Genomic DNA, 20652 nt, shown 5'->3' with positions numbered 1-20652 from the left:
TAATTCATTAATGATTTGTACTGCTGACAATCAAATCTTTCACATCAATATTAAGAGCATTGGCTATATCATTAAGAGTCTTGAGGTCTGGTTGAACAGAATTACTACACCATTTGCTCACAGTACAATTAGATTTTCCTATCTGTTCCGCAAGCCATTTTCCTGTTTTCTGTTGCTCTGCAAGCACTACTTTTAGCCTGTTAAAATTAGCCATGAGGTAAAATGTTTTAATTCAGGAGCAAAATTATATAATTAGTCTGATAGTAGAGCAACTTCCGATAATATTTCTTATCTAGAAGCTAAAAAAGGCAGTAAAAAGACATAAATGTGCGATTTTGAGGGCATTTGCAATACTCTTACCATTCTTATATGATATTCTCGTCTATTTCAATTTTGTGTCGTCCTGTAGTCGTGCGCAAATTCTTCCTAATGGTGTCAATGGTGGAGTTGGCAAACCATTCATTGAATGTATGCAAGACGAATTTTGCTGTAACATCTCCAGAGATATTGTATTGGAAGGCAATATTCCATGCAAAGTTTTTTAGTGAGATTTGCGTAACGGAAGTTCGTTTCTTGATATGTATTTCCGTGGTGGTAAGAACTTGCCTATTGGTAACAAAGTATCTAACGCATTCGCAAATTTGGAAAATCTCTGTTTCGCCAAAGTTTAGTCGTTTGAATGTGGTTAGTGTGTATTTCATTATGGCATCAAGTTTTTCATCATCTTCTTTCTTTTTTTGCTGACGGTATTGCTGTTGCTCATGTTGAAATTCATAATGGAATAACTCCATTCTTTTCGTCATGATTTCATTATCACCTGCTCTTGAAGAAATTCCTTCAAGGGTACATTCATCCTTGTTCTGTTGTTTGGGATAAAAAGAAGAGGTCAGTTCGATGGTATATGCCGATAAAGATATACACAAGTGGTATATGGATTTTAATATGACATAGCACACCACAATAACTAATGGCAGTGCGCTTAGGCTAACACCGACAATATCACTCAATGGGAATGAAATTATTGATGCCAGTAGCACTATCACTACCTCTATTATTATTGATTGTAACGTATGTTGCCTATGCTTCATGCCTATTCTTTTCTATGATTGTTTTGCAAAAGTATAATAGTTTTCCATAAAAAACGAAAGGTAAAAATAGGCAGAACGATTGTAATGAGTTCATTCTATGCTGTTTGTGAAAAGAAGAGCTAAACAAGTGAAAATATCGAGCATCAAATGAAAACATCTGCAAATATAAATTTTAGTGTTAAATAATCATAAAACTTTCTTTCGCTGTTGTAAGTGCTCTATATAACTCCATTCTTTAATCAGTTACACGAAAATAAACCATATTTGTATCATAAGTTTATAACTTATTGATTTATATAATACATTATATTTGAGGAAGTCAAATAATAAGTAATTCAAAGTAGTAAAGTAAGAAATTACTGAATAGATAAATCATAAATGAGGCATAATTAATAGTAATTGTGTCTCATTTTTTTATTATAGCATATGAATAAAGAATTTATTAGAAAAACAAAGGAAAGTAAACCAGTTGTTGCAATATGTTATGACTTTGATAAAACATTATCACCAGATGACATGCAAGCGCAAGGGTATATACAATCTGTTGGGGATGAAGTCGAATCTTTTTGGAAAGAGTCCAATGGGTTAGCTGAAGAGAATGACATGGATCAAAATTTGGCTTACATGTTTACCATGATCCAGAAAGCGCATGGAAAAGTCATATTTAATAAAAAGGCATTAATGGATTATGGGGAGAAAGTACAATTATTCCCCGGTGTTGAAACTTGGTTTAAGCGCATTAGAGACTATGGCATGGAAAGAGGAGTTATTGTAGAGCATTATATCATTTCATCAGGTCTTAAAGAAATGATAGAAGGTACAAAAGTCGCTAATGAATTTGAAAAAATTTATGCCAGCTCCTTCTATTATGATAAAGATGGTGTTGCTCAATGGCCAGCACAAGTTATTAATTACACGAGCAAGACTCAATTCCTTTTTAGAATAGAAAAAGGGACATTAGATGTGAATGATTCAGGTGTCAATGACTATTTTAAACCAGAGGACATTCGTATTCCTTTCAGAAATATGGTATATATAGGTGATAGTGATACGGATATACCTTGTATGAAACTCATTAATTCTTATTCAGGTCATTCTATTGGAGTTTATAATCCCAAAACAAAAGATAAACGAAAAGTCTATAAAATGATGGAGGATAAGCGCATAAAATATTATACTCCTGCAGACTATACAGAAGGATCTGAATTGGACAAATTAGTCAAAACCATAATTGATACAACTGCATCGAATGAAAAATTGATGGCTGTCCATTACATAAATAAGCAAGAGCAGGTAAGCCATAATGAACAGATAGATAATAAGGAAGACAAAGAAAAAGAGAAACTTATTATGGATTTGGAAAATAGCAACAGTTTTAAACAAACTCATTCAATAATTTCAGAACTTAAGAAAATCAAGAACTGGACTTTAGAAGAAAAGAAGCAATTAAAGATTATAGCGGAGAAGAATAAGCAGATTTCTTATATAATGAAGGATGGTGATGTTGCCTCTTTCTACTCATCTCTTGAATAGACTTAAGATTTTTCTACCAACTGTCCTCCTGATTCAAAATAGCTGACGGCAAAAAGTCGTACCTGACGGAGAACCACGTTTCTCCATATAATCCAATTGAGTAAACATATCCGCAATGACAGGGTTACGCGCATGGACGGCACTTTGTATATATCTCAATCTTGAATCTGTGTACGTCACTTGTGCAGGCAGCGAATTCCACGTCATGTGCGTACCCTTTAATACCAACGAAAGAAGTTGTTATGAATGCACTCCACACTTTCATTACCGACTCGTGTATAAGCTGTACGTGTTCCCTCTTGATAATAGTAATAAGATGTCAGCATTCCTGCCTTTATTTTGACTTCAATCAGGATATGTCCTTCGTGTTCAATCGAACTAAGTTGTACTTCCGGGGCTGGGTCAAGTCGTGTCTTTATCATTTCACTGATAAAGTCGGCATCCGCTTGTGGATTCTCCAAGACTACAATCACTCAGTCATCCTTTACTCCATAGAATAAACTGCCACCGTCTGTATTAACAAAAACCGACACCGATTTGAGCCATGCCTTCACTTCCTTACGCCTCAGCATTGACTTGAAATCATAAGCCAAGCATTTGCTATCAATATATTGCTATGCATTTGCATAATTGGAGCCACTTATTATTCTTGGGGATTTAAATATCATATCACAAACAAAGGGAAGAATAAGCCGTTTCCTATGGCCGACCAAGGTCTTTTAAACGGAAGATTATTACAGTCTGCGGCAATGGACTGTACAGTCCACTGTAGCAGACTGTACGGTCCACTGCAACGGACTATACAGTCCGCTGCCGGAGACTGTAGTAATCCGACGGACAGACAGGCATAATCGAAAGGACGAAAACGCTTGGTACGACTAGTGCATAATTGTCTTTTATTATTCAGGTATAACACCGATATCATTTACAAAGGTAAATGATAAAACCAAGGAATCTGTTGAAAACAGATAATGAACTATAAATAAAAGGGGATGTGCCGTGAAACACATCCCCTTCTTCCTTAATAATTTATATAATTGAGTTATTCACCCCAATTCATGGCAGCCATACGCTGATAAGAAGCATAACGTTTCTTAGCCATTTCTTCGCAAGCAGCAAACAAGTCGGCAGCTTCTGCCGGATATTGTTTAGCTACAGAAGCAAAACGTACTTCGCCCTTCAGGTAGTCTTGGAATTCTTCCCACTTCGGTTCTTTAGAATCGAGCATGAACGGATTCTTGCCTTCTTCTTCCAAAGCCGGGTTGAAACGCCACAAGTGCCAGTAACCGCATTCTACAGCCTTAGCCTCTTCTGCCTGGCTCTTACCCATACCGGCTTTCAAACCGTGGTTGATACACGGAGCGTAAGCGATAACCAATGACGGTCCGGGGTAAGCTTCTGCTTCACGGATGGCTTTCAAAGTCTGAGCCTGGTCAGCACCCATGGCAATCTGAGCTACATATACATAACCGTAAGTAGTGGCAATCATACCAAGGTCTTTCTTACGAACACGCTTGCCCGAAGCGGCAAACTTAGCGATAGCACCCAGCGGAGTAGCCTTAGATGACTGACCTCCGGTATTAGAGTAAACTTCAGTATCAAGAACCAGAATATTTACATCTTCACCTGAAGCTATCACGTGGTCCAAACCACCGTAACCGATATCGTAAGAAGCACCGTCACCACCGATAATCCACTGGCTCTTCTTCACCAAGTAGTTCTTGAATTCGGCGATTGTTGCGCAGTTTTCACATTTATCTTTAGCAGCTTCCACCATCGGGATAATCTTTTCGGCAGCAGCCTTGCTCTTATCTGCATCGTCTTTACCGTCAATCCATTCCTGGAATGCTTCCTTGTATTCGGCAGGACAAGTATCGCTGGCGATAGCATTCTTCATGGCAGCTTCGATGCGTGCACGAAGTTTCTTGTCGGCCAAAGTCATACCCAGACCGAATTCGCAGAAGTCTTCGAACAATGAGTTAGCCCAAGCAGGACCCTGACCCTTTTCGTTCGTAGTATAAGGAGTTGAAGGTACCGAACCTGAGTAGATAGAAGAACATCCGGTAGCGTTAGCAACCATTTCGCGGTCGCCGAACAACTGAGAAATCAGTTTCACATACGGAGTTTCACCACAGCCTGAACAAGCTCCTGAGAACTCGAACAACGGAGTAGCAAACTGAGAGTTCTTCACGTTAGCCTTGATGTCTACCAAGTGCTGTTTGCTCTTCACGTTCTTAGAGCAATATTCCCAGTTGGCAGCCTGAGGCAACTGTCCTTCCAGGTGTTTCATGGTCAAAGCCTTGCCACCCTTCTTCGGATTGCCCGGACAAACATCGGCACAGTTACCGCAACCCAAACAGTCGAGCACGTCTACCTGAATACGGAATGTCATACCGTCAAATTGCTTACCTACAGCTTTCAGTGTTTCGAACTGAGCACCCTTCTGTTCTTCAGCATCGAGCACGAACGGACGGATAGAAGCGTGAGGACAAACGTATGCACACTTGTTACACTGGATACAGTTTTCAGCATTCCATTCGGGAACGAATGCAGCTACACCACGTTTTTCGTACTGAGCTGTTCCCTGATGCCAAGTACCGTCTTCGATACCCTTGAATGCAGAAACCGGCAGCAAGTCGCCATCCTGAGCGTTGATAGGACGAACCACTTCGTTGATGAAAGCAGGATCATTGTTTTCAGCCTTCGGTTCATCCGGCAGATTCACCCATGCAGGATCAACTGTCAGTTGCTTGTATTCACCGCCACGGTCAACGGCTGCGTAGTTCTTGTTCACCACGTCTTCACCCTTCTTACCATAAGACTTAACGATGAATTTCTTCATCTGCTCTACAGCCAAGTCAACAGGAATAACACCTGTGATACGGAAGAATGCCGATTGCAGGATGGTGTTGGTGCGGTTGCCCAAGCCGATTTCCTGTGCAATCTGAGTTGCATTGATATAATAAACAGTAATATTATGTTGTGCGAAGTACTTCTTAACCTTGTTAGGCAGATTCTTAGCCAGTTCTTCACCTTCCCAAATAGTATTCAACAGGAATGAACCGTTATCACGAAGTCCGCGAGTTACATCGTACATGTGCAGGTAAGCCTGTACGTGGCAAGCTACAAAGTTCGGAGTGTTTACCAAATAAGTAGAACGGATAGGAGTATCGCCGAAACGGAGGTGAGAGCAAGTGAAACCACCTGATTTCTTTGAGTCGTATGAGAAGTAAGCCTGACAGTGCTTGTCGGTGTTGTCACCGATAATCTTCACAGAGTTCTTGTTGGCTCCTACTGTACCGTCAGCACCCAGGCCGTAGAATTTAGCTTCGAACATACCTTCACCGCCCAATGCGATTTCTGCTTCTTGAGGAAGAGAAGTGAAAGTAACATCATCTACGATACCGATAGTAAAGTGATTCTTCGGCATCGGCAGAGACAAGTTCTTGAATACGGCAAGAATCTGAGAAGGAGTAGTATCTTTAGAACCCAAACCGTAACGACCACCCACGATAACCGGAGCATTTTCTGCACCATAGAAGCAGTCTTTAACATCCAGATACAAAGGTTCGCCGTTAGCTCCCGGTTCTTTGGTACGGTCAAGAACAGCAATAGTCTTGACAGTTTTGGGAACAGCAGCCAGGAAGTGTTTTGCAGAGAACGGACGGTACAAGTGTACGGCAACCATACCCACTTTTTCACCTTTGCTCATCAGGTAATCAATAGCTTCGCGAGCAGCTTCTGTTACAGAACCCATAGCGATGATTACGCGTTCTGCATCCTCAGCACCATAGTAATCGAACAAACCGTATTTACGGCCTGTGATTTTAGAGATTTCGTTCATATATTCTTCTACGATAGCGGGAACAGCTTCATAGAAGTTGTTGCAAGATTCTCTGTGTTGGAAGAAGTGGTCAGGATTTTCAGCCATACCGCGAGCAACCGGCTTGTTGGGATTCAATGCGCGTGCACGGAATTCAGCCAAAGCCTGTTGATCTATCAAGCCGGCCAAGTCTTCATTTTCCAGCATTTCAATCTTCTGAATTTCATGAGAGGTACGGAAACCATCAAAGAAGTTCACGAACGGAACACGTGACTTGATGGTAGCCAAGTGAGCGACACCGGCCAAATCCATAACTTCTTGTACAGAACCTTCTGCCAACATTGCAAAACCGGTTTGGCGGCAAGACATTACGTCCTGATGGTCACCGAAAATACACAATGCGTGAGAAGCCAATGTACGAGCCGATACGTGGAACACGCAAGGCAGGAATTCACCGGCAATTTTGTACATATTGGGGATCATCAGCAACAATCCCTGTGATGCAGTGTAAGTGGTAGTCAACGCACCTGCCTGAAGAGAACCGTGAACAGCACCTGCTGCACCGCCTTCTGACTGCATTTCCTGTACCAAAACTGTTTCGCCGAAGATGTTTTTACGACCTGCGGCAGCCCATTCGTCTACATATTCAGCCATAGTAGACGACGGAGTGATGGGGTAAATAGCAGCTACTTCAGAAAACATATACGAGATATGTGCTGCTGCCTGATTACCATCACAAGTGATGAATTTTTTTTGTTTAGTCATACAATTACTAATTATTAGGTAATTAAAATTATTCTCTATCTCTTAATATAAAAAGCCGAAAAGCCACAACGGAATCTGATTGCCGTGTCCCAATTCCAGTTTGTGGGGGGCATAATATACGTTCGGGTTATTCTTGAACTTGCATCCTTCGGCACAAATACGGAAGTGCAAGTTACCGTCTACCATAAACGAAGTGCCTTTATCGCCTTTATACAGCTTGTGGTCTTTGTACATTGTGTTCATAAAAAAGGTGTCCAGAACATCTTGTTCATCAACCTTTACCGGATAAATGGAATACATCAGATTGGTATTGTGCATCATCAATTTTGATGGTTTCTTGGGAAATTCCTCTCCCTTGGGGTAAACCATATTGATAAGACGTGCATCTGCCAGATACTTAATGTAATTCATCACGGTGGCACGCGAGGTTTGAATCTCCGCAGCCAGCTGACTGACATTCGGAGCCACAGGACCGTCCACAGCTAGCAAATATAGTAATTTTTTTATCTTCGAAAGATATTTCAATTCAATTTGTTTGATAAGAAGTATATCCACTTCTATCATCATGTTCATGGTTTTCAACAGATTCTCCGAAAAGTTGCGCTTCTCAAGGAAGAACGGATAGAAACCGTGATGCAGATAATCCTGAAAAAAATCAAGCGGTTTGACATTGCGCAGGATTGTTTTTGCTATCTGTTCATGATTCTCTAAGATTTCTTGTAAGGTATAAGCGCGGAAGTTATTGCCGCTTTGCAAGTTCAGGAATTCGCGAAAAGAGAAACCTCTCAGGTAATACACCTTCACGATGCCGCTCAGTTCGGGATTTTCTTCTTTCAGCCGCATCACAGACGAACCCGTGAATACTATTTTCAGTCCGGGAAACTTTTCATAGCATGCACGCAGGTCATGGCTCCATTCGGGGTATTTAAATACTTGATCTATCAGCAATACCTTGCCGCCGCGTTTGACAAATTCTCCTGCAAAATCCACCAGTGTATATTTGGAGAAATAAAAGTTATTCATGTTGATAAACAGACATGAACGATCTGTTCCGAACTTTTCTTTTGCATATTGCAGGAGGAAAGTCGTCTTCCCCACGCCACGAGTTCCCTTGATACCGATCAGTCTGTCATTCCAGTCTATTTCGTCCATCAGGTCCCGGCGAACAGGAGCATTTGTATGTTCCACCAGATAACTGTGTGTTCTGTAAAAGGTTTCCATGGTTGCTTTTTTATCGGCTGCAAATATAGCAATACTAATTCAAATTGCAAACTGGAGATAGCAAAATATTATTATTTTTCTTCTTTTAATAGACAAGGAAATGACTATCTTTGCACTGTAAATGAAAACTCTTTATCTGTTTAACCCTGAAAATGATATGGCATTGGCGTGTGGTGATTCTTATTACATGCCGCCGGCCAGTGCGCGACGGATGGCAGCCGATTTGTCGGTGCTTCCGGCATGGTATGCCGCACCGGGAGATGCGGTGCTGACAGATGCCTTGCTCCACGGCGAACAAGTGAAAAATTTATCTCCGCTGCTTCCTGCAGTGGAGTTTGTCACCGGATTATCTTCTTCCTATACTAAGATATCTCCCTGGGGATGGAACCCTTCCCTACTCCGTCGGTTACGCGAAGCAGGAATCACGAATCAGGCTTGCCTCACAGATGAAGAGATGAAGCGTATCCGTGAACTTTCGGGACGACAGACGGCCGTACACGTATTGTCGGCCATCCGCAAAAAGAAATGGTTACATTCCGCTTCTGCGGTATCGGAATATGATTGCGTGATGGAAGATTTTCTCACTCTTCCTGAAGACACGGATACCAACGTTCCGTTTGTTGGCGAATCTTTCCTGTTTCATACAGAGAACGAAGTCGAATCTTTTGTCCGTTCACATCCATCGGCTGTGCTCAAATCTCCGTGGTCGGGCAGCGGACGAGGTATCCAGTACACTTCCGGAGAATTCACCCGCCCGCTGAAAGGTTGGGTGCAGCACGTGCTCCACACCCAACAAGCAGTGGTGGGCGAGCCGTTTTATGATAAGGTAAAAGACTTTGCTATGGAGTTTTTCAGTAATGGAAAGGGTGAGGTGCGCTTTATAGGTTATTCTCTGTTTGAGACGGACAAGCGCGGCATTTATAAAGAAAATCTTCTGGCAACCGATGACGACATTCTGGGAAAATTGTCGGCATACGTCCCCGCATCCGTATTCCGTCTGCTTTGCAGAAGGCTGACCATCGAACTAGCACACACCATAGGCGAGTATGAAGGTTATCTGGGAGTGGACATGATGATATGCCGCACGCCTTTGGCGAAGACAGGCTATGCCATTCATCCCTGTGTGGAAATAAATCTGCGGATGAATATGGGGGTAGTGGCCCGAATGGTTTATGACAGATATGTGTGTGACCGTGTGCAAGGCCGTTACATAATAGAATATTACACCTCTCCCGGCGAAGCGGAACAAGCCGACCGGTCTTTACGTCTCCAACACCCTCTCCTGATAGAGGAAGGAAGGATAAAATCGGGCTACCTGTCCCTCACCCCCATAGGTCAACAGACTGCTTATCAAGCATATATTCTTATCGGAAGCACCTGACAATTCTCACCAGCTTCCGAAATAAAGAAATATCATACCGATAAGCACCAGTGCCAAGTCCACCGCCTTGCTTTTGAGGTTCTTCTCACGGAATACCATTGCACCGAAAATAAAAGATACAATCACACTACCGCGCCTCACCATCGAAACAATGGAAATCATGGCGCCATCGAGACTCAACGCATAGAAATATACAAAGTCGGCAGCCGAAAGGAAGATGGATATCAGTATAATGCACCAATCCCAACGGAAAGGAGTGCTCGCCTGTCGTTTCGGCCACCACAGCAGCATCAACACGGCACCCATCATAAACAACTGATAAATATTATACCACGACTGCACCACCATACGGTCCAGCCCGATGCCTCCCTGACTGACAGGCGCCATCAGATATTTGTCATACAGTCCGCTGACAGCTCCCAGCACAGCGGCCATCACAATGAAATATATCCATTTATTATGCCTGAAATCAATACCCTCCTTCTTTCCGCTTCGGCTCAACATAAAGAAAGAAAAGACCGCCATCAGCACTCCTATCCACTGATAGAGATTCAGCCGCTCGCCAAACACCAACAAGGCACCTACCAGCACCATCACCGGACGGGTGGCATTAATCGGTCCCACAATGGTTATCGGAAGATTCTTCATGCCGAAATACCCCAATATCCAGGAAGAAAGGACAATGACAGATTTCAAAATGATATATCGATGCACCTCCCACCCTGCCACGGGAACAAAAAAAAGTCCGCCTTCCAATGTATCGGGACGCCATGCCGACAACACAATGAAGGGAAGGAATATCAAACTGGAAAACAACGTATTCAGCGTGAGCACGGGAATTACCGCATTGTTCTTTAACGACTGCTTTTTAAATACATCATAGAATCCCAGCAATGCTGCCGAGAGAAAAGCTAAAAGTAACCACATCATCTTTTTACCTGTTTTTTTTAATCGGCTGCAAAGTTACAACAAAAGCCTCGAAAAGGAATATCCAATTTGATATAAATAATCAGAAAGCACTTGTCTGTTTCAAACACTATCCGTATTTTTGGCGAAAATATCCCTGTCGAAGATATGAACGAAAACGTCCTTGCCAAACTCAAGATACTGGCGGAATCCGCCAAATACGATGTATCCTGCTCCAGCAGCGGGACAGTGCGCCGCAATTCAACGGGCACACTGGGCAACACCGTCGGAGGTTGGGGTATCTGCCATAGTTTTGCAGAGGACGGACGGTGCATTTCGCTACTCAAAATCATGCTCACCAATTATTGCATTTACGATTGTGCCTACTGCATCAACCGCCGCAGCAACGACATTCCCCGTGCCACGCTCTCGGTGAGCGAATTGGTGGACCTCACCATCGAGTTCTATCGGCGCAACTACATCGAAGGGCTTTTTCTGAGTTCGGGTGTAGTGCGGAATCCCGATTATACGATGGAACGCCTCGTGCGGGTTGCCAAAGACCTGCGACTCATACACCGGTTCAACGGTTACATCCATCTGAAAAGCATTCCCGGCGCCAGTCGCGAGCTGGTAAACGAGGCGGGACTCTATGCCGACCGTCTGAGCGTAAACATAGAGATACCTAAAGAGGAGAATCTCAAACTTCTCGCTCCAGAAAAAGACCACCAAAGCGTGTACCGACCCATGCACTACATTCAGCAAGGTGTACTCACTAATAAAGAGGACAGAAAGAAGTTTCGCCACACTCCACGCTTCGCCCCTGCCGGACAAAGCACGCAAATGATTGTCGGAGCCACATCGGAATCTGACAAAGATATACTGTATCTTTCCTCTTCACTGTATCGGCATCCCACAATGCGACGCGTTTATTATTCAGGCTATATTTCGGTCAATACTTACGACAAACGGCTTCCGGCACTGAAACAGCCTCCCTTGGTGCGCGAAAACCGTTTGTATCAGGCGGACTGGCTGTTACGGTTTTATCAGTTTAAGGTGGAAGAGATAGTAGATGACTCCTACCCTGACCTCGATTTGGAGATTGACCCCAAACTAGGCTGGGCACTCCGGCATCCCGAGCAATTTCCGGTAGACATCAATCGGGCCGACTACGAGATGATACTCCGCGTGCCGGGCATCGGGGTGAAATCAGCAAGATTTATCGTTGCTTCGCGCCGCTTTTCGAAACTGGGATTCTATGAGTTGAAGAAAATAGGAGTAGTAATGAAGAAAGCGCAATATTTTATCACTTGCAATGAGCTACCCACCCGGACAGTAAACGAGCTCACTCCTTTAGGAGTGAGGAAACTATTGGTACCCAAGCCCAAGAAAAAGACAGATGAACGACAACTGATATTGGAATTTAAAGAACCAGAAAACGAATGAACATCTTTATCTACGACTATACCTTCGAAGGCCTGCTGACCTGCATCTTTGACGCCTACTTCCGCAAAACCTTCCCCGACTTGCTTTTAAAGGAAGGCGAGCCGTTACCGCTCTTTTACGATGAAACCTTCCACGTCAGTACTGATGAAAGAAAAGCAATGCGCGTGTGGCGCGGGTTGGAAAAGAAAATATCCCACCATGCCCTGTCCGCCCTCACCTATTGCTGGCTGTCGGAGCTGCCGGAAGTAGACAAGAGGTTGTTCCGCTATATACGAAAGGCTATCGACTCACCCCGTTCCATCGAGACGAACTTTGCAGATGCCGACGTACTCGAATTATCGAAAATCTACAAGAAAGTGGACGGAGAACGGGTACATCTGATGCAGTTTGTCCGCTTTCAGAAAGCTGCGGACGGAACATTTTTTGCTGCTGTCGAGCCACAGTTCAATGCCCTCCCTCTTGCGGTGGAGCATTTCAAAGACCGTTTTGCCGACCAACCGTGGCTTATCTACGACGTGAAACGGCAATACGGATATTATTATGACTTGAAGGAAATGAAGGAAGTTACTTTCGAGAATCCTCAACAAGCCCATCTTGTCACAGGTATGTTGAACGAAAGCCTGATGGCTAACGACGAGAAACTGTTCCGGCAATTATGGAAAACTTATTTCAAGGCCATCTGCATCAAAGAGCGATGGAATCCGAGAAAGCATCGGCAAGACATGCCTGTGCGCTATTGGAAATACCTCACCGAAAAACAATAATCTCTTCCTTACAAGACAAACAATTCTTCAGGATATCCCACATCGACCAAAAACAGGGCGTGTCCCGGCACTGAGCTTCCGGCACTGCATCTATCCTTTTTTTCTATAACCTGCCTGAAACCGTCTATCGAGAGTTTACCACGGCCCACTTCTATCAATGTACCTACCACAGCCCTGACCATATTTCTTAAAAAACGGTCTGCCTGAATGGTAAATACCCATTCTGTTTCACTGACCTGTGTCCACTCGGCATGCATTATCTTGCAATTATTCGTCTTCACATCGGTATGCAACTTGCTGAAACTGGTGAAATCGGTATAATCAAACAAAGTATGGGCCGCCTCATTCATCTTCCCGAAATCCGGCTCACTGAAAAGCCTCCATGCATATTGACGATTGAAAGGTTCTTTCCGAGTAGTTACATAATATTTATAAGTACGATAAGTAGCATCAAAGCGAGCGTGCGCATCATCCCTCACCCGTTTTACTCCATACACGGCAATATCGGGAGGAAGCAGACGGTTCAGCTTATCGGTTATCTGCTCCCCATCCAATTCTTTTTCAAAGTCAAAATGCGCCACCATAAGCCGGGCATGCACACCGGCATCCGTACGTCCTGCTCCCACCACCTCTATCTTTTTTCTCAAGAAAGTAGAAAGCGCACGCATCAACGCTTCCTGCACACTCATACCGTTGGGCTGGATTTGCCAGCCATGATAATTTGTTCCGTCGTAAGCCAGATATATAAAGTATCGCATTTTGAAATCTGAATAAAAAGTTTAAGAACAACAGGTTGGGTTAACGGGCAGTGATGTGAAAACATCCTTGCTTTAACTCATACTTAATGTAACATTTGTCCGCTTTCCGAAGGTCACGCAACACTTCAGCCAAAACAAGCTTCAACGTATCGGCACTCACAGCCTGCATAGGACGCCCGTCAGGGTCTTCCACCTTCTTAAAACGACGGTAACTCACATCAAATGTAGTTCCGAATGCATGGGCAGAGTTTGCGGAAGCATTTCCATTACGGCGACGCAAACGCTTGACATCATCGGAAGTACGAAGTACAGAAGTAACGATAATTTGATTCGGGTTCAACCCTTTGCAAGTCAGCGAATCAAGAAAATTGGCTCCGATAGTATCCAGTAATGCACCGGCTTTCGGCACCAAAAAAGGAATGGAGTGTGTGAGCGAGTCCATGGCATACCGCTCGCATGGAGCAACCTCCACCAATTTACCACCCAACCCCTCCGCCTCTGTACGAGAAGCCAGGGGACGGATACCAATCCGCTTTGCCGCACTCAGATGAGTATCATTCAAGTCACCGAAACTGCGCTTATAACTGATTACACCTTTTATATTACGAGGCTCATTCATCTTCATCGACATATCCTTTTCCTTACACCCCGAAGATACTGTCAAAGTAAAAAGAAGAGAAAACAGAGTGCAACATGCACATTTGATATAATTCATAACTTTAATTGTCTTTTTCATTATTGCCGGGCAAAGATAACCTAAAATCTTTTTTCAGGGAAAGCTTATGCAAATAAATTGCCCCGGAAAATGAAAACAATGAAAACCTTTCATTAAATTTGCACCCTATAAAATAGTACATCTGTACCTAAACTAGTTAAATGATAGAAAAACATATTGTTTTAGAGGATATTGATCCTGTTATTTTTTATGGCGTAAACAACGCCAATATGCAAATGATTAAAGCCTTGTATCCCAAACTGAGAATAGTGGCACGTGGAAATGTCATTAAAGTAATGGGGGACGAGGAAGAAATGTGTGCTTTCGAAGAGAGCATCCTGGCACTGGAGAAACACTGTGCACAGTATAACTCATTGAAGGAAGAAGTCATCCTGGATATTGTCAAAGGACGCAAACCCCAAGTGGAAAAGACCGGCGACACGATTGTATTCAGTGTGACGGGAAAGCCTATCGTGCCTCGCAGCCCCAATCAGTTGAAACTGGTGCAGGAGTACGAAAAGAACGATATGCTGTTTGCCATCGGTCCGGCCGGTTCCGGCAAGACTTATACCGCCATTGCACTTGCTGTGCGCTCTCTGAAGAACAAAGAAATCAAGAAAATTATTCTAAGCCGCCCGGCAGTGGAAGCCGGTGAAAAGCTCGGATTCCTTCCCGGTGATATGAAAGATAAGATTGATCCTTATCTGCAACCGCTGTATGATGCTCTGCAGGATATGATTCCGGCTGCCAAACTGAAAGAATATATGGAACTGAATGTGATTCAGATTGCTCCGCTGGCATTTATGCGCGGACGTACACTGAACGATGCCGTGGTGATATTGGACGAAGCTCAGAATACCACGACACAGCAAATCAAAATGTTCCTCACCCGCATGGGGATGAACACCAAAATGATTGTTACGGGAGATATGACGCAAATCGATTTGCCGTCATCGCAAACTTCGGGACTGGTGCAGGCCTTGAAGATTCTGAAAGGGGTAAAAGGCATCAGTTTTATCGAACTGAATAAAAAAGATATCGTGCGGCATAAGCTGGTGACAAGAATAGTGGAAGCTTACGAAAAGTTTGAGGATAAGCAGAAAACCGAGCGGATGGAAAAAGCTGCGGCCGACAAATCACAAAAGACTATCTGACCCTGCAAGAAGAAAAACAATTCATTTAATATAAAAAAGACATGAGTAAAGCATTAACAAGAACAGACTTTAACTTTCCGGGACAAAAAAACGTGTACCACGGTAAAGTGCGTGATGTGTACAACATCAATGACGAAAAGTTAGTAATGGTAGCTACAGACCGTATCTCTGCATTCGATGTAGTTCTGCCCGAAGGTATCCCTTACAAAGGACAAATGCTGAATCAGATTGCAGCCAAGTTTTTGGATGCAACCACCGACATCTGCCCCAACTGGAAAATGGCTACTCCCGACCCTATGGTAACTGTAGGTGTTATGTGCCAGGGCTTCCCTGTAGAAATGATCGTCCGCGGTTACCTTTGCGGTAGCGCATGGCGTGCTTATAAAAACGGTGTCCGCGAAATCTGCGGTGTGAAACTTCCCGAAGGGATGAAAGAAAACCAAAAGTTCCCGGAACCGATTGTAACTCCGACTACCAAGGCTGAGATGGGTCTGCACGACGAAGATATTTCCAAGGAAGAAATCCTGAAACAAGGATTGGCTACTCCTGAAGAATATGAAACTTTGGAGAAATATACATTGGCTTTGTTCAAACGCGGTACAGAAATCGCTGCCGAACGCGGATTGATTCTGGTAGATACCAAATACGAATTCGGTAAGCACAACGGCACTATCTACCTGATGGACGAAATCCACACTCCCGACTCAAGCCGCTATTTCTACTCGGAAGGTTACGAAGAACGCTTTGCAAAAGGTGAGCCTCAGAAACAACTTTCCAAAGAGTTTGTACGCGAATGGTTGATGGAAAACGGCTTCCAAGGTAAAGAAGGACAAAAGGTTCCCGAAATGACTCCAGAAATCGTAAACTCTATCAGCGAACGTTATATGGAACTGTTCGAGCACATTACCGGTGAGAAGTTTGTAAAAGCTGATACTGACAATATCGCCGAACGTATTGAAAAGAACGTTACCGAGTACTTGAAATAAATAACGTGGGTGTGTCAAAACGTGGATAATGCTGTCGTTTCGTTCGTAGGGGCGAGGTTCGCTCGCCCGAAAACAGTTTGCTTTGTCTCTTCGGGCAGGCAAACCCTGCCCCTACAGCTGACGATGGGATAGACCGGTTTAGTTTTGACACACTCCCATGCATCCGGGGCAGATTCAGTCCGCCCCGGATTTCCCCCTATATATAAAAGAAGCGTATGACTAACTATCCACAAGAAAATATCAAGCCCTATAACGATGACGAAAAGAAAAGTGTGCAGGTAGAGAAAATGTTCGACAACATTGCTCCCGCCTACGACCAACTGAATCATGCTCTGTCATGGAACATAGATAAAAGTTGGCGACGTAAAGCCATCAACTGGCTAAAACCTTTTCATCCGCAACGCATGATGGATGTAGCCACCGGCACCGGTGACTTTGCCATTCAAGCCTGTCGCATCCTTCAACCCGAAGAACTGATAGGCACAGATATATCGGAAGGCATGATGAATGTGGGTCGTGAAAAAGTAAAGGCTGCCGGACTGGAAAGCCGTATTTCTTTTGCCAAAGAAGATTGTACGGCACTAACCTTCCCCGACAAACGCTTTGATGCCATAACCGTAGCTTTCGGAGTGCGCAATTTCGAAGACCTGGATAAAGGTTTGCGTGAAATACACCGCGTACTTGACGACAATGGAAAATTAGTCATTCTGGAACTTTCGGAACCGGATTGGTTCCCCATGAAACAATTATATGCCATCTATTCCAAAGTAGTTATCCCCACCCTCGGAAAACTTCTTTCCAAAGACCAAAGTGCATACACTTACCTGCCCCAATCCATCAAGGCTTTTCCACAAGGAGAAATAATGACTGATATCATCCGCAAAGCCGGATTCAGCCAAGTAAACTTTAAACGATTGACATTGGGTATCTGTACACTTTATTTAGCAACAAAATAACTAAAAGCAAGAGTTTTATGAAAAAATATGGTTTGATAGGTTATCCACTCGGACATTCTTTCTCAAAGAACTTCTTCAATGAGAAGTTCCACTCCGAGAGTATCGACGCCGAATATGTAAACTTCGAGATTCCTTCCATCAAGGAACTGCCGGGCGTTTTGCTGGAGAATCATGATTTGGCAGGTCTGAACGTCACCATCCCCTATAAGGAACAAGTCATTCCCTATTTAGATGAATTAGATTCTGATGCAGCCGCCATCGGTGCCGTAAACGTGATTAAAATCATCCGCCCCGCTAAAGGGAAAATCAAACTGGTCGGATATAACTCTGATATTATGGGATTTACCCAATCTATTGAGCCACTGTTGGAACCGCAACACAAGAAAGCTTTGATACTGGGCACAGGAGGCGCTTCCAAAGCTATTTATCATGGACTTAAGAAGCTAGGAATGGAAGCCAGATTCGTATCACGCACTCCTCGCGAAGGAATGTTCACATACGAAGATTTAACCCCAGCAGTGATGGACGAATACAAAGTAATCATCAACTGTACACCGGTGGGTATGTATCCTCGTGCCAATGAATATCCCAATATTCCATACGAGTGCCTTACCCCCAACCATTTGCTTTATGATTTGTTGTATAATCCCGACACCACCCTATTCATGAAGAAAGGAGCCGACAAGGGAGCTATCACCAAAAACGGTTTGGAGATGCTGTTATTGCAGGCTTTCGGTGCTTGGGATATATGGAATAAATAAAGTATGAAAAAGAAATATCTCATCGGAACGGGTATTGTACTCGTTCTTCTCGCTGCCATTCTGCTGGGAGCCGGTCAATATATGCTCAACTACTCTCTTCGTCCCGATAACCGGGGAAGGGATTTGGCCGGCTCATGGCAGTATATGTTCGATACGTATCCTTATTTGAAGTCATGGAAAGACAGTTTGCAAAATGCAGGTGCTCTTAAAGATACATTCATCTATGCCCCGGACGATGTCAAAATGCATGCCTATTATGTAGCTGCTGCACAGCCGACGGCAAAAACCGCCGTCATTGTTCACGGATATACCGACAACGCTATCCGCATGATGATGATTGGCTACATGTATAATAAAGAGTTAGGCTTTAACATTCTCCTGCCCGATCTTAGAGACACAGGACTGAGCGGAGGAGATGCCATTCAGATGGGGTGGCTCGACCGCAAAGACGTCATACAATGGATGAACACAGCCAATGAAATATATGGGGACAGCACCCGTATGGTGGTACATGGCATCTCAATGGGGGCGGCAACAACCATGATGGTATCGGGAGAGCCTCAACCCGGCTATGTAAAATGTTTCGTCGAAGACTGCGGATATACCAATGTATGGGACCAGTTCTCCAAAGAACTGAAAGCCCAGTTCGGCCTACCCCGATTTCCGCTAATGTACATTGCCGACCGGTTATGCCGGATGGAATACGGATGGGGATTCAAAGAAGCATCCGCCTTAAAGCAAGTGGCCCGATGCCACCTCCCCATGTTCTTCATCCACGGAGACAAAGATGACTACGTACCAACCCGGATGGTATATAAATTATATGAGGCAAAGCCCGAACCCAAGGAACTATGGATAGTTCCGGGAGCCGACCATGCCCATTCCTACCTCATCCACACCAAGGAATATACGGAAAGAGTTAGAGAATTCACAAACCGATATATCTAAACCCATAAGGAATATTAAGCCGTTTCATACAGAAGACCAAGGTTTTTTGAACGGCAGATTATTACGTCCCATTGCAATGGAACGTACGTCCTGCCACGGTGGGACATACGTCCCATTACAGTGGGACGTACGTTCTGCTATGGTGGGACGTAATAGCCGGACGTAGGAAAAGACTTAGCCTAAAGGAAGAAAAACCTTAGCCCACCTGAAAAAGTGATTTAAGAAAACCGCAAAGAATATGCAAAAGCTTAAAACCGGAAAAGTAAAATTTTACCTGAAACATAGCCATTGTTTCAAGAAAATCGTTATCTTTACGAATAGAAACTTTTAAAACTACAAACAACATGTTCAATTCATTTGGTAATATTTTCCGATTAACGAGTTTCGGCGAGTCTCACGGTCCCGGTGTCGGTGGTGTAATTGACGGTTTTCCGGCAGGTATCGACATCGATATGGATTTTGTGCAGAAGGAACTGAATCGCCGCCGCCCCGGACAATCGCTCCTTACCACCAGCCGAAAGGAACCTGACACAGTGGAATTCCTTTCAGGCATCTTCGATGGAAAATCCACCGGCTGTCCCATTGGTTTCGTGGTATGGAACAAGAACCAACATTCTAACGACTACGAGAATATAAAGAATCTCTTCCGCCCTTCGCATGCGGACTATACTTATATGGAAAAATACGGCATCCGCGACTATCGCGGCGGAGGACGTTCATCAGCACGCGAAACAATTTCGCGCGTTGTGGCCGGTTCACTTGCCAAACTTGCCTTAAAGCAATTAGGCATCAGCGTAACAGCCTACACCTCACAAGTGGGACCTATCAAGCTGGACCATGACTACAAGAGCTATGACCTCGACCTGATAGAAAGCAACGATGTCCGTTGTCCCGACCTTGAAAAAGCAAAAGAAATGGCAGAACTCATCTGGAAAGTCAAAGGTGAAGGCGATACCATCGGAGGTGTGATTAGTTGTGTCATCAAAGGATGCCCCATCGGATTGGGACAACCTGTATTTGGCAAACTGCACGCCGCACTGGGAAATGCCATGCTGAGCATCAATGCCGTGAAAGGCTTTGCCTATGGACAAGGTTTCGACTCCATGGAACTGAGAGGCAGCGAACAAAATGATGTATTCTACAACAACGGCGGACGAATAGAAACAAAAACCAATTACTCGGGCGGCATCCAAGGCGGCATCAGCAACGGACAGGATATCTATTTCCGTGTTGCATTCAAGCCTGTTGCCACCGTATTAATGGAGCAACACACGGTGAATATCAATGGAATCGACACCACCATGAAAGCGAAGGGACGCCATGACCCCTGCGTATTGCCCCGCGCTGTTCCCATTGTAGAAGCGATGGCAGCCATCACTGTTTTAGACTACTATTTGATAGACAGAACCACTCAACTATAAAAAGTGTCTTTATCAAAAAGCCCAAAGAG

At 44.0% G+C, this 20652-nt stretch carries 18 protein-coding genes and 1 pseudogene; 10 read left to right on the top strand and 9 right to left on the bottom strand.

The window, feature by feature from the left end; translation table 11 throughout:
* Positions 1-7: 7 nt before the first annotated feature.
* Both HMPREF1534_RS16385 and HMPREF1534_RS16390 read right to left on the bottom strand, forming a co-directional pair.
* Positions 8-214, bottom strand: a complete 207-nt coding sequence (locus tag HMPREF1534_RS16385; protein WP_005936640.1) for a helix-turn-helix domain-containing protein — start codon at positions 212-214, stop codon at positions 8-10.
* 151 nt (positions 215-365) lie between these two features.
* Complete coding sequence (locus HMPREF1534_RS16390) at positions 366-1088, bottom strand: hypothetical protein (RefSeq protein WP_005936639.1); 723 nt, start codon at positions 1086-1088, stop codon at positions 366-368.
* Positions 1089-1514: 426 nt separating this feature from the next.
* On the opposite strand from HMPREF1534_RS16390, the gene HMPREF1534_RS16395 reads away from it, so the two are divergent.
* Entirely contained in the window at positions 1515-2621 is a 1107-nt protein-coding gene (locus HMPREF1534_RS16395; protein ID WP_005936638.1) for a haloacid dehalogenase-like hydrolase, read from the top strand.
* A 177-nt stretch (positions 2622-2798) separates the two neighbouring features.
* On the opposite strand, the pseudogene HMPREF1534_RS0118785 reads toward HMPREF1534_RS16395, so the two are convergent.
* The 4 genes and pseudogenes from HMPREF1534_RS0118785 to HMPREF1534_RS16405 all read right to left on the bottom strand — a co-directional run.
* Positions 2799-3249: pseudogene (locus HMPREF1534_RS0118785) on the bottom strand (AlbA family DNA-binding domain-containing protein); the annotation flags it as partial.
* Between the two features lie 36 nt (positions 3250-3285).
* Entirely contained in the window at positions 3286-3546 is a 261-nt protein-coding gene (locus HMPREF1534_RS20595) for a hypothetical protein (RefSeq protein WP_154653378.1), read from the bottom strand.
* Between the two features lie 117 nt (positions 3547-3663).
* Positions 3664-7209: a pyruvate:ferredoxin (flavodoxin) oxidoreductase gene (nifJ, locus tag HMPREF1534_RS16400; RefSeq protein WP_005936635.1), complete on the bottom strand. Its 3546-nt coding sequence runs from the start codon at positions 7207-7209 to the stop codon at positions 3664-3666.
* A 42-nt stretch (positions 7210-7251) separates the two neighbouring features.
* Positions 7252-8430, bottom strand: coding sequence for an ATP-binding protein (locus tag HMPREF1534_RS16405; protein ID WP_005936632.1), 1179 nt, complete (start codon positions 8428-8430; stop codon positions 7252-7254).
* Positions 8431-8551: 121 nt separating this feature from the next.
* Between HMPREF1534_RS16405 and HMPREF1534_RS16410 the strand changes: the two genes are divergently transcribed.
* Positions 8552-9811 carry a hypothetical protein gene (locus tag HMPREF1534_RS16410; protein ID WP_018451906.1) on the top strand — a complete coding sequence of 420 codons (1260 nt, stop codon included), beginning with the start codon at positions 8552-8554 and terminating at the stop codon, positions 9809-9811.
* A 6-nt stretch (positions 9812-9817) separates the two neighbouring features.
* Here HMPREF1534_RS16410 and HMPREF1534_RS16415 read toward each other — a convergent pair whose 3' ends face one another.
* Positions 9818-10738: a DMT family transporter gene (locus HMPREF1534_RS16415; RefSeq protein WP_026231434.1), complete on the bottom strand. Its 921-nt coding sequence runs from the start codon at positions 10736-10738 to the stop codon at positions 9818-9820.
* Positions 10739-10885: 147 nt separating this feature from the next.
* On the opposite strand from HMPREF1534_RS16415, the gene HMPREF1534_RS16420 reads away from it, so the two are divergent.
* Positions 10886-12160 carry a putative DNA modification/repair radical SAM protein gene (locus HMPREF1534_RS16420; protein WP_026231435.1) on the top strand — a complete coding sequence of 425 codons (1275 nt, stop codon included), beginning with the start codon at positions 10886-10888 and terminating at the stop codon, positions 12158-12160.
* Positions 12157-12924: a TIGR03915 family putative DNA repair protein gene (locus HMPREF1534_RS16425; protein ID WP_005936622.1), complete on the top strand. Its 768-nt coding sequence runs from the start codon at positions 12157-12159 to the stop codon at positions 12922-12924. The genes HMPREF1534_RS16420 and HMPREF1534_RS16425 overlap by 4 nt, the downstream gene beginning before the upstream one ends.
* Positions 12925-12932: 8 nt before the next feature.
* Here HMPREF1534_RS16425 and truA read toward each other — a convergent pair whose 3' ends face one another.
* Both truA and HMPREF1534_RS16435 read right to left on the bottom strand, forming a co-directional pair.
* A complete protein-coding gene (gene truA, locus HMPREF1534_RS16430) occupies positions 12933-13682 on the bottom strand; it encodes a tRNA pseudouridine(38-40) synthase TruA (protein WP_005936619.1) in 750 nt (249 codons plus the stop codon).
* 40 nt (positions 13683-13722) lie between these two features.
* Positions 13723-14397, bottom strand: a complete 675-nt coding sequence (locus HMPREF1534_RS16435) for a DUF5715 family protein (protein WP_005936616.1) — start codon at positions 14395-14397, stop codon at positions 13723-13725.
* 161 nt (positions 14398-14558) lie between these two features.
* On the opposite strand from HMPREF1534_RS16435, the gene HMPREF1534_RS16440 reads away from it, so the two are divergent.
* From HMPREF1534_RS16440 to aroC, 6 genes are all read left to right on the top strand, one after another.
* Positions 14559-15551 (top strand): PhoH family protein, encoded by a 993-nt coding sequence (locus HMPREF1534_RS16440; protein WP_005936614.1) that lies wholly within the window; start codon positions 14559-14561, stop codon positions 15549-15551.
* Positions 15552-15592: 41 nt separating this feature from the next.
* Positions 15593-16537 carry a phosphoribosylaminoimidazolesuccinocarboxamide synthase gene (locus tag HMPREF1534_RS16445; RefSeq protein WP_005936611.1) on the top strand — a complete coding sequence of 315 codons (945 nt, stop codon included), beginning with the start codon at positions 15593-15595 and terminating at the stop codon, positions 16535-16537.
* A gap of 215 nt (positions 16538-16752) precedes the next feature.
* Positions 16753-17493: a bifunctional demethylmenaquinone methyltransferase/2-methoxy-6-polyprenyl-1,4-benzoquinol methylase UbiE gene (ubiE, locus tag HMPREF1534_RS16450; protein ID WP_005936608.1), complete on the top strand. Its 741-nt coding sequence runs from the start codon at positions 16753-16755 to the stop codon at positions 17491-17493.
* A 17-nt stretch (positions 17494-17510) separates the two neighbouring features.
* Positions 17511-18254, top strand: coding sequence for a shikimate dehydrogenase family protein (locus HMPREF1534_RS16455; RefSeq protein ID WP_005936605.1), 744 nt, complete (start codon positions 17511-17513; stop codon positions 18252-18254).
* A 3-nt stretch (positions 18255-18257) separates the two neighbouring features.
* Positions 18258-19202 (top strand): alpha/beta hydrolase, encoded by a 945-nt coding sequence (locus HMPREF1534_RS16460; protein WP_005936602.1) that lies wholly within the window; start codon positions 18258-18260, stop codon positions 19200-19202.
* Between the two features lie 344 nt (positions 19203-19546).
* Positions 19547-20623 (top strand): chorismate synthase, encoded by a 1077-nt coding sequence (gene aroC / locus HMPREF1534_RS16465; protein ID WP_005936599.1) that lies wholly within the window; start codon positions 19547-19549, stop codon positions 20621-20623.
* Positions 20624-20652: the final 29 nt, after the last annotated feature.

The organism is Phocaeicola massiliensis B84634 = Timone 84634 = DSM 17679 = JCM 13223 (genome assembly GCF_000382445.1).
Classification (GTDB): domain Bacteria; phylum Bacteroidota; class Bacteroidia; order Bacteroidales; family Bacteroidaceae; genus Phocaeicola; species Phocaeicola massiliensis.
The sequence above is the reverse complement of the archived record's forward strand: the minus strand, read 5'-3'. Positions and strand labels throughout refer to the sequence as shown.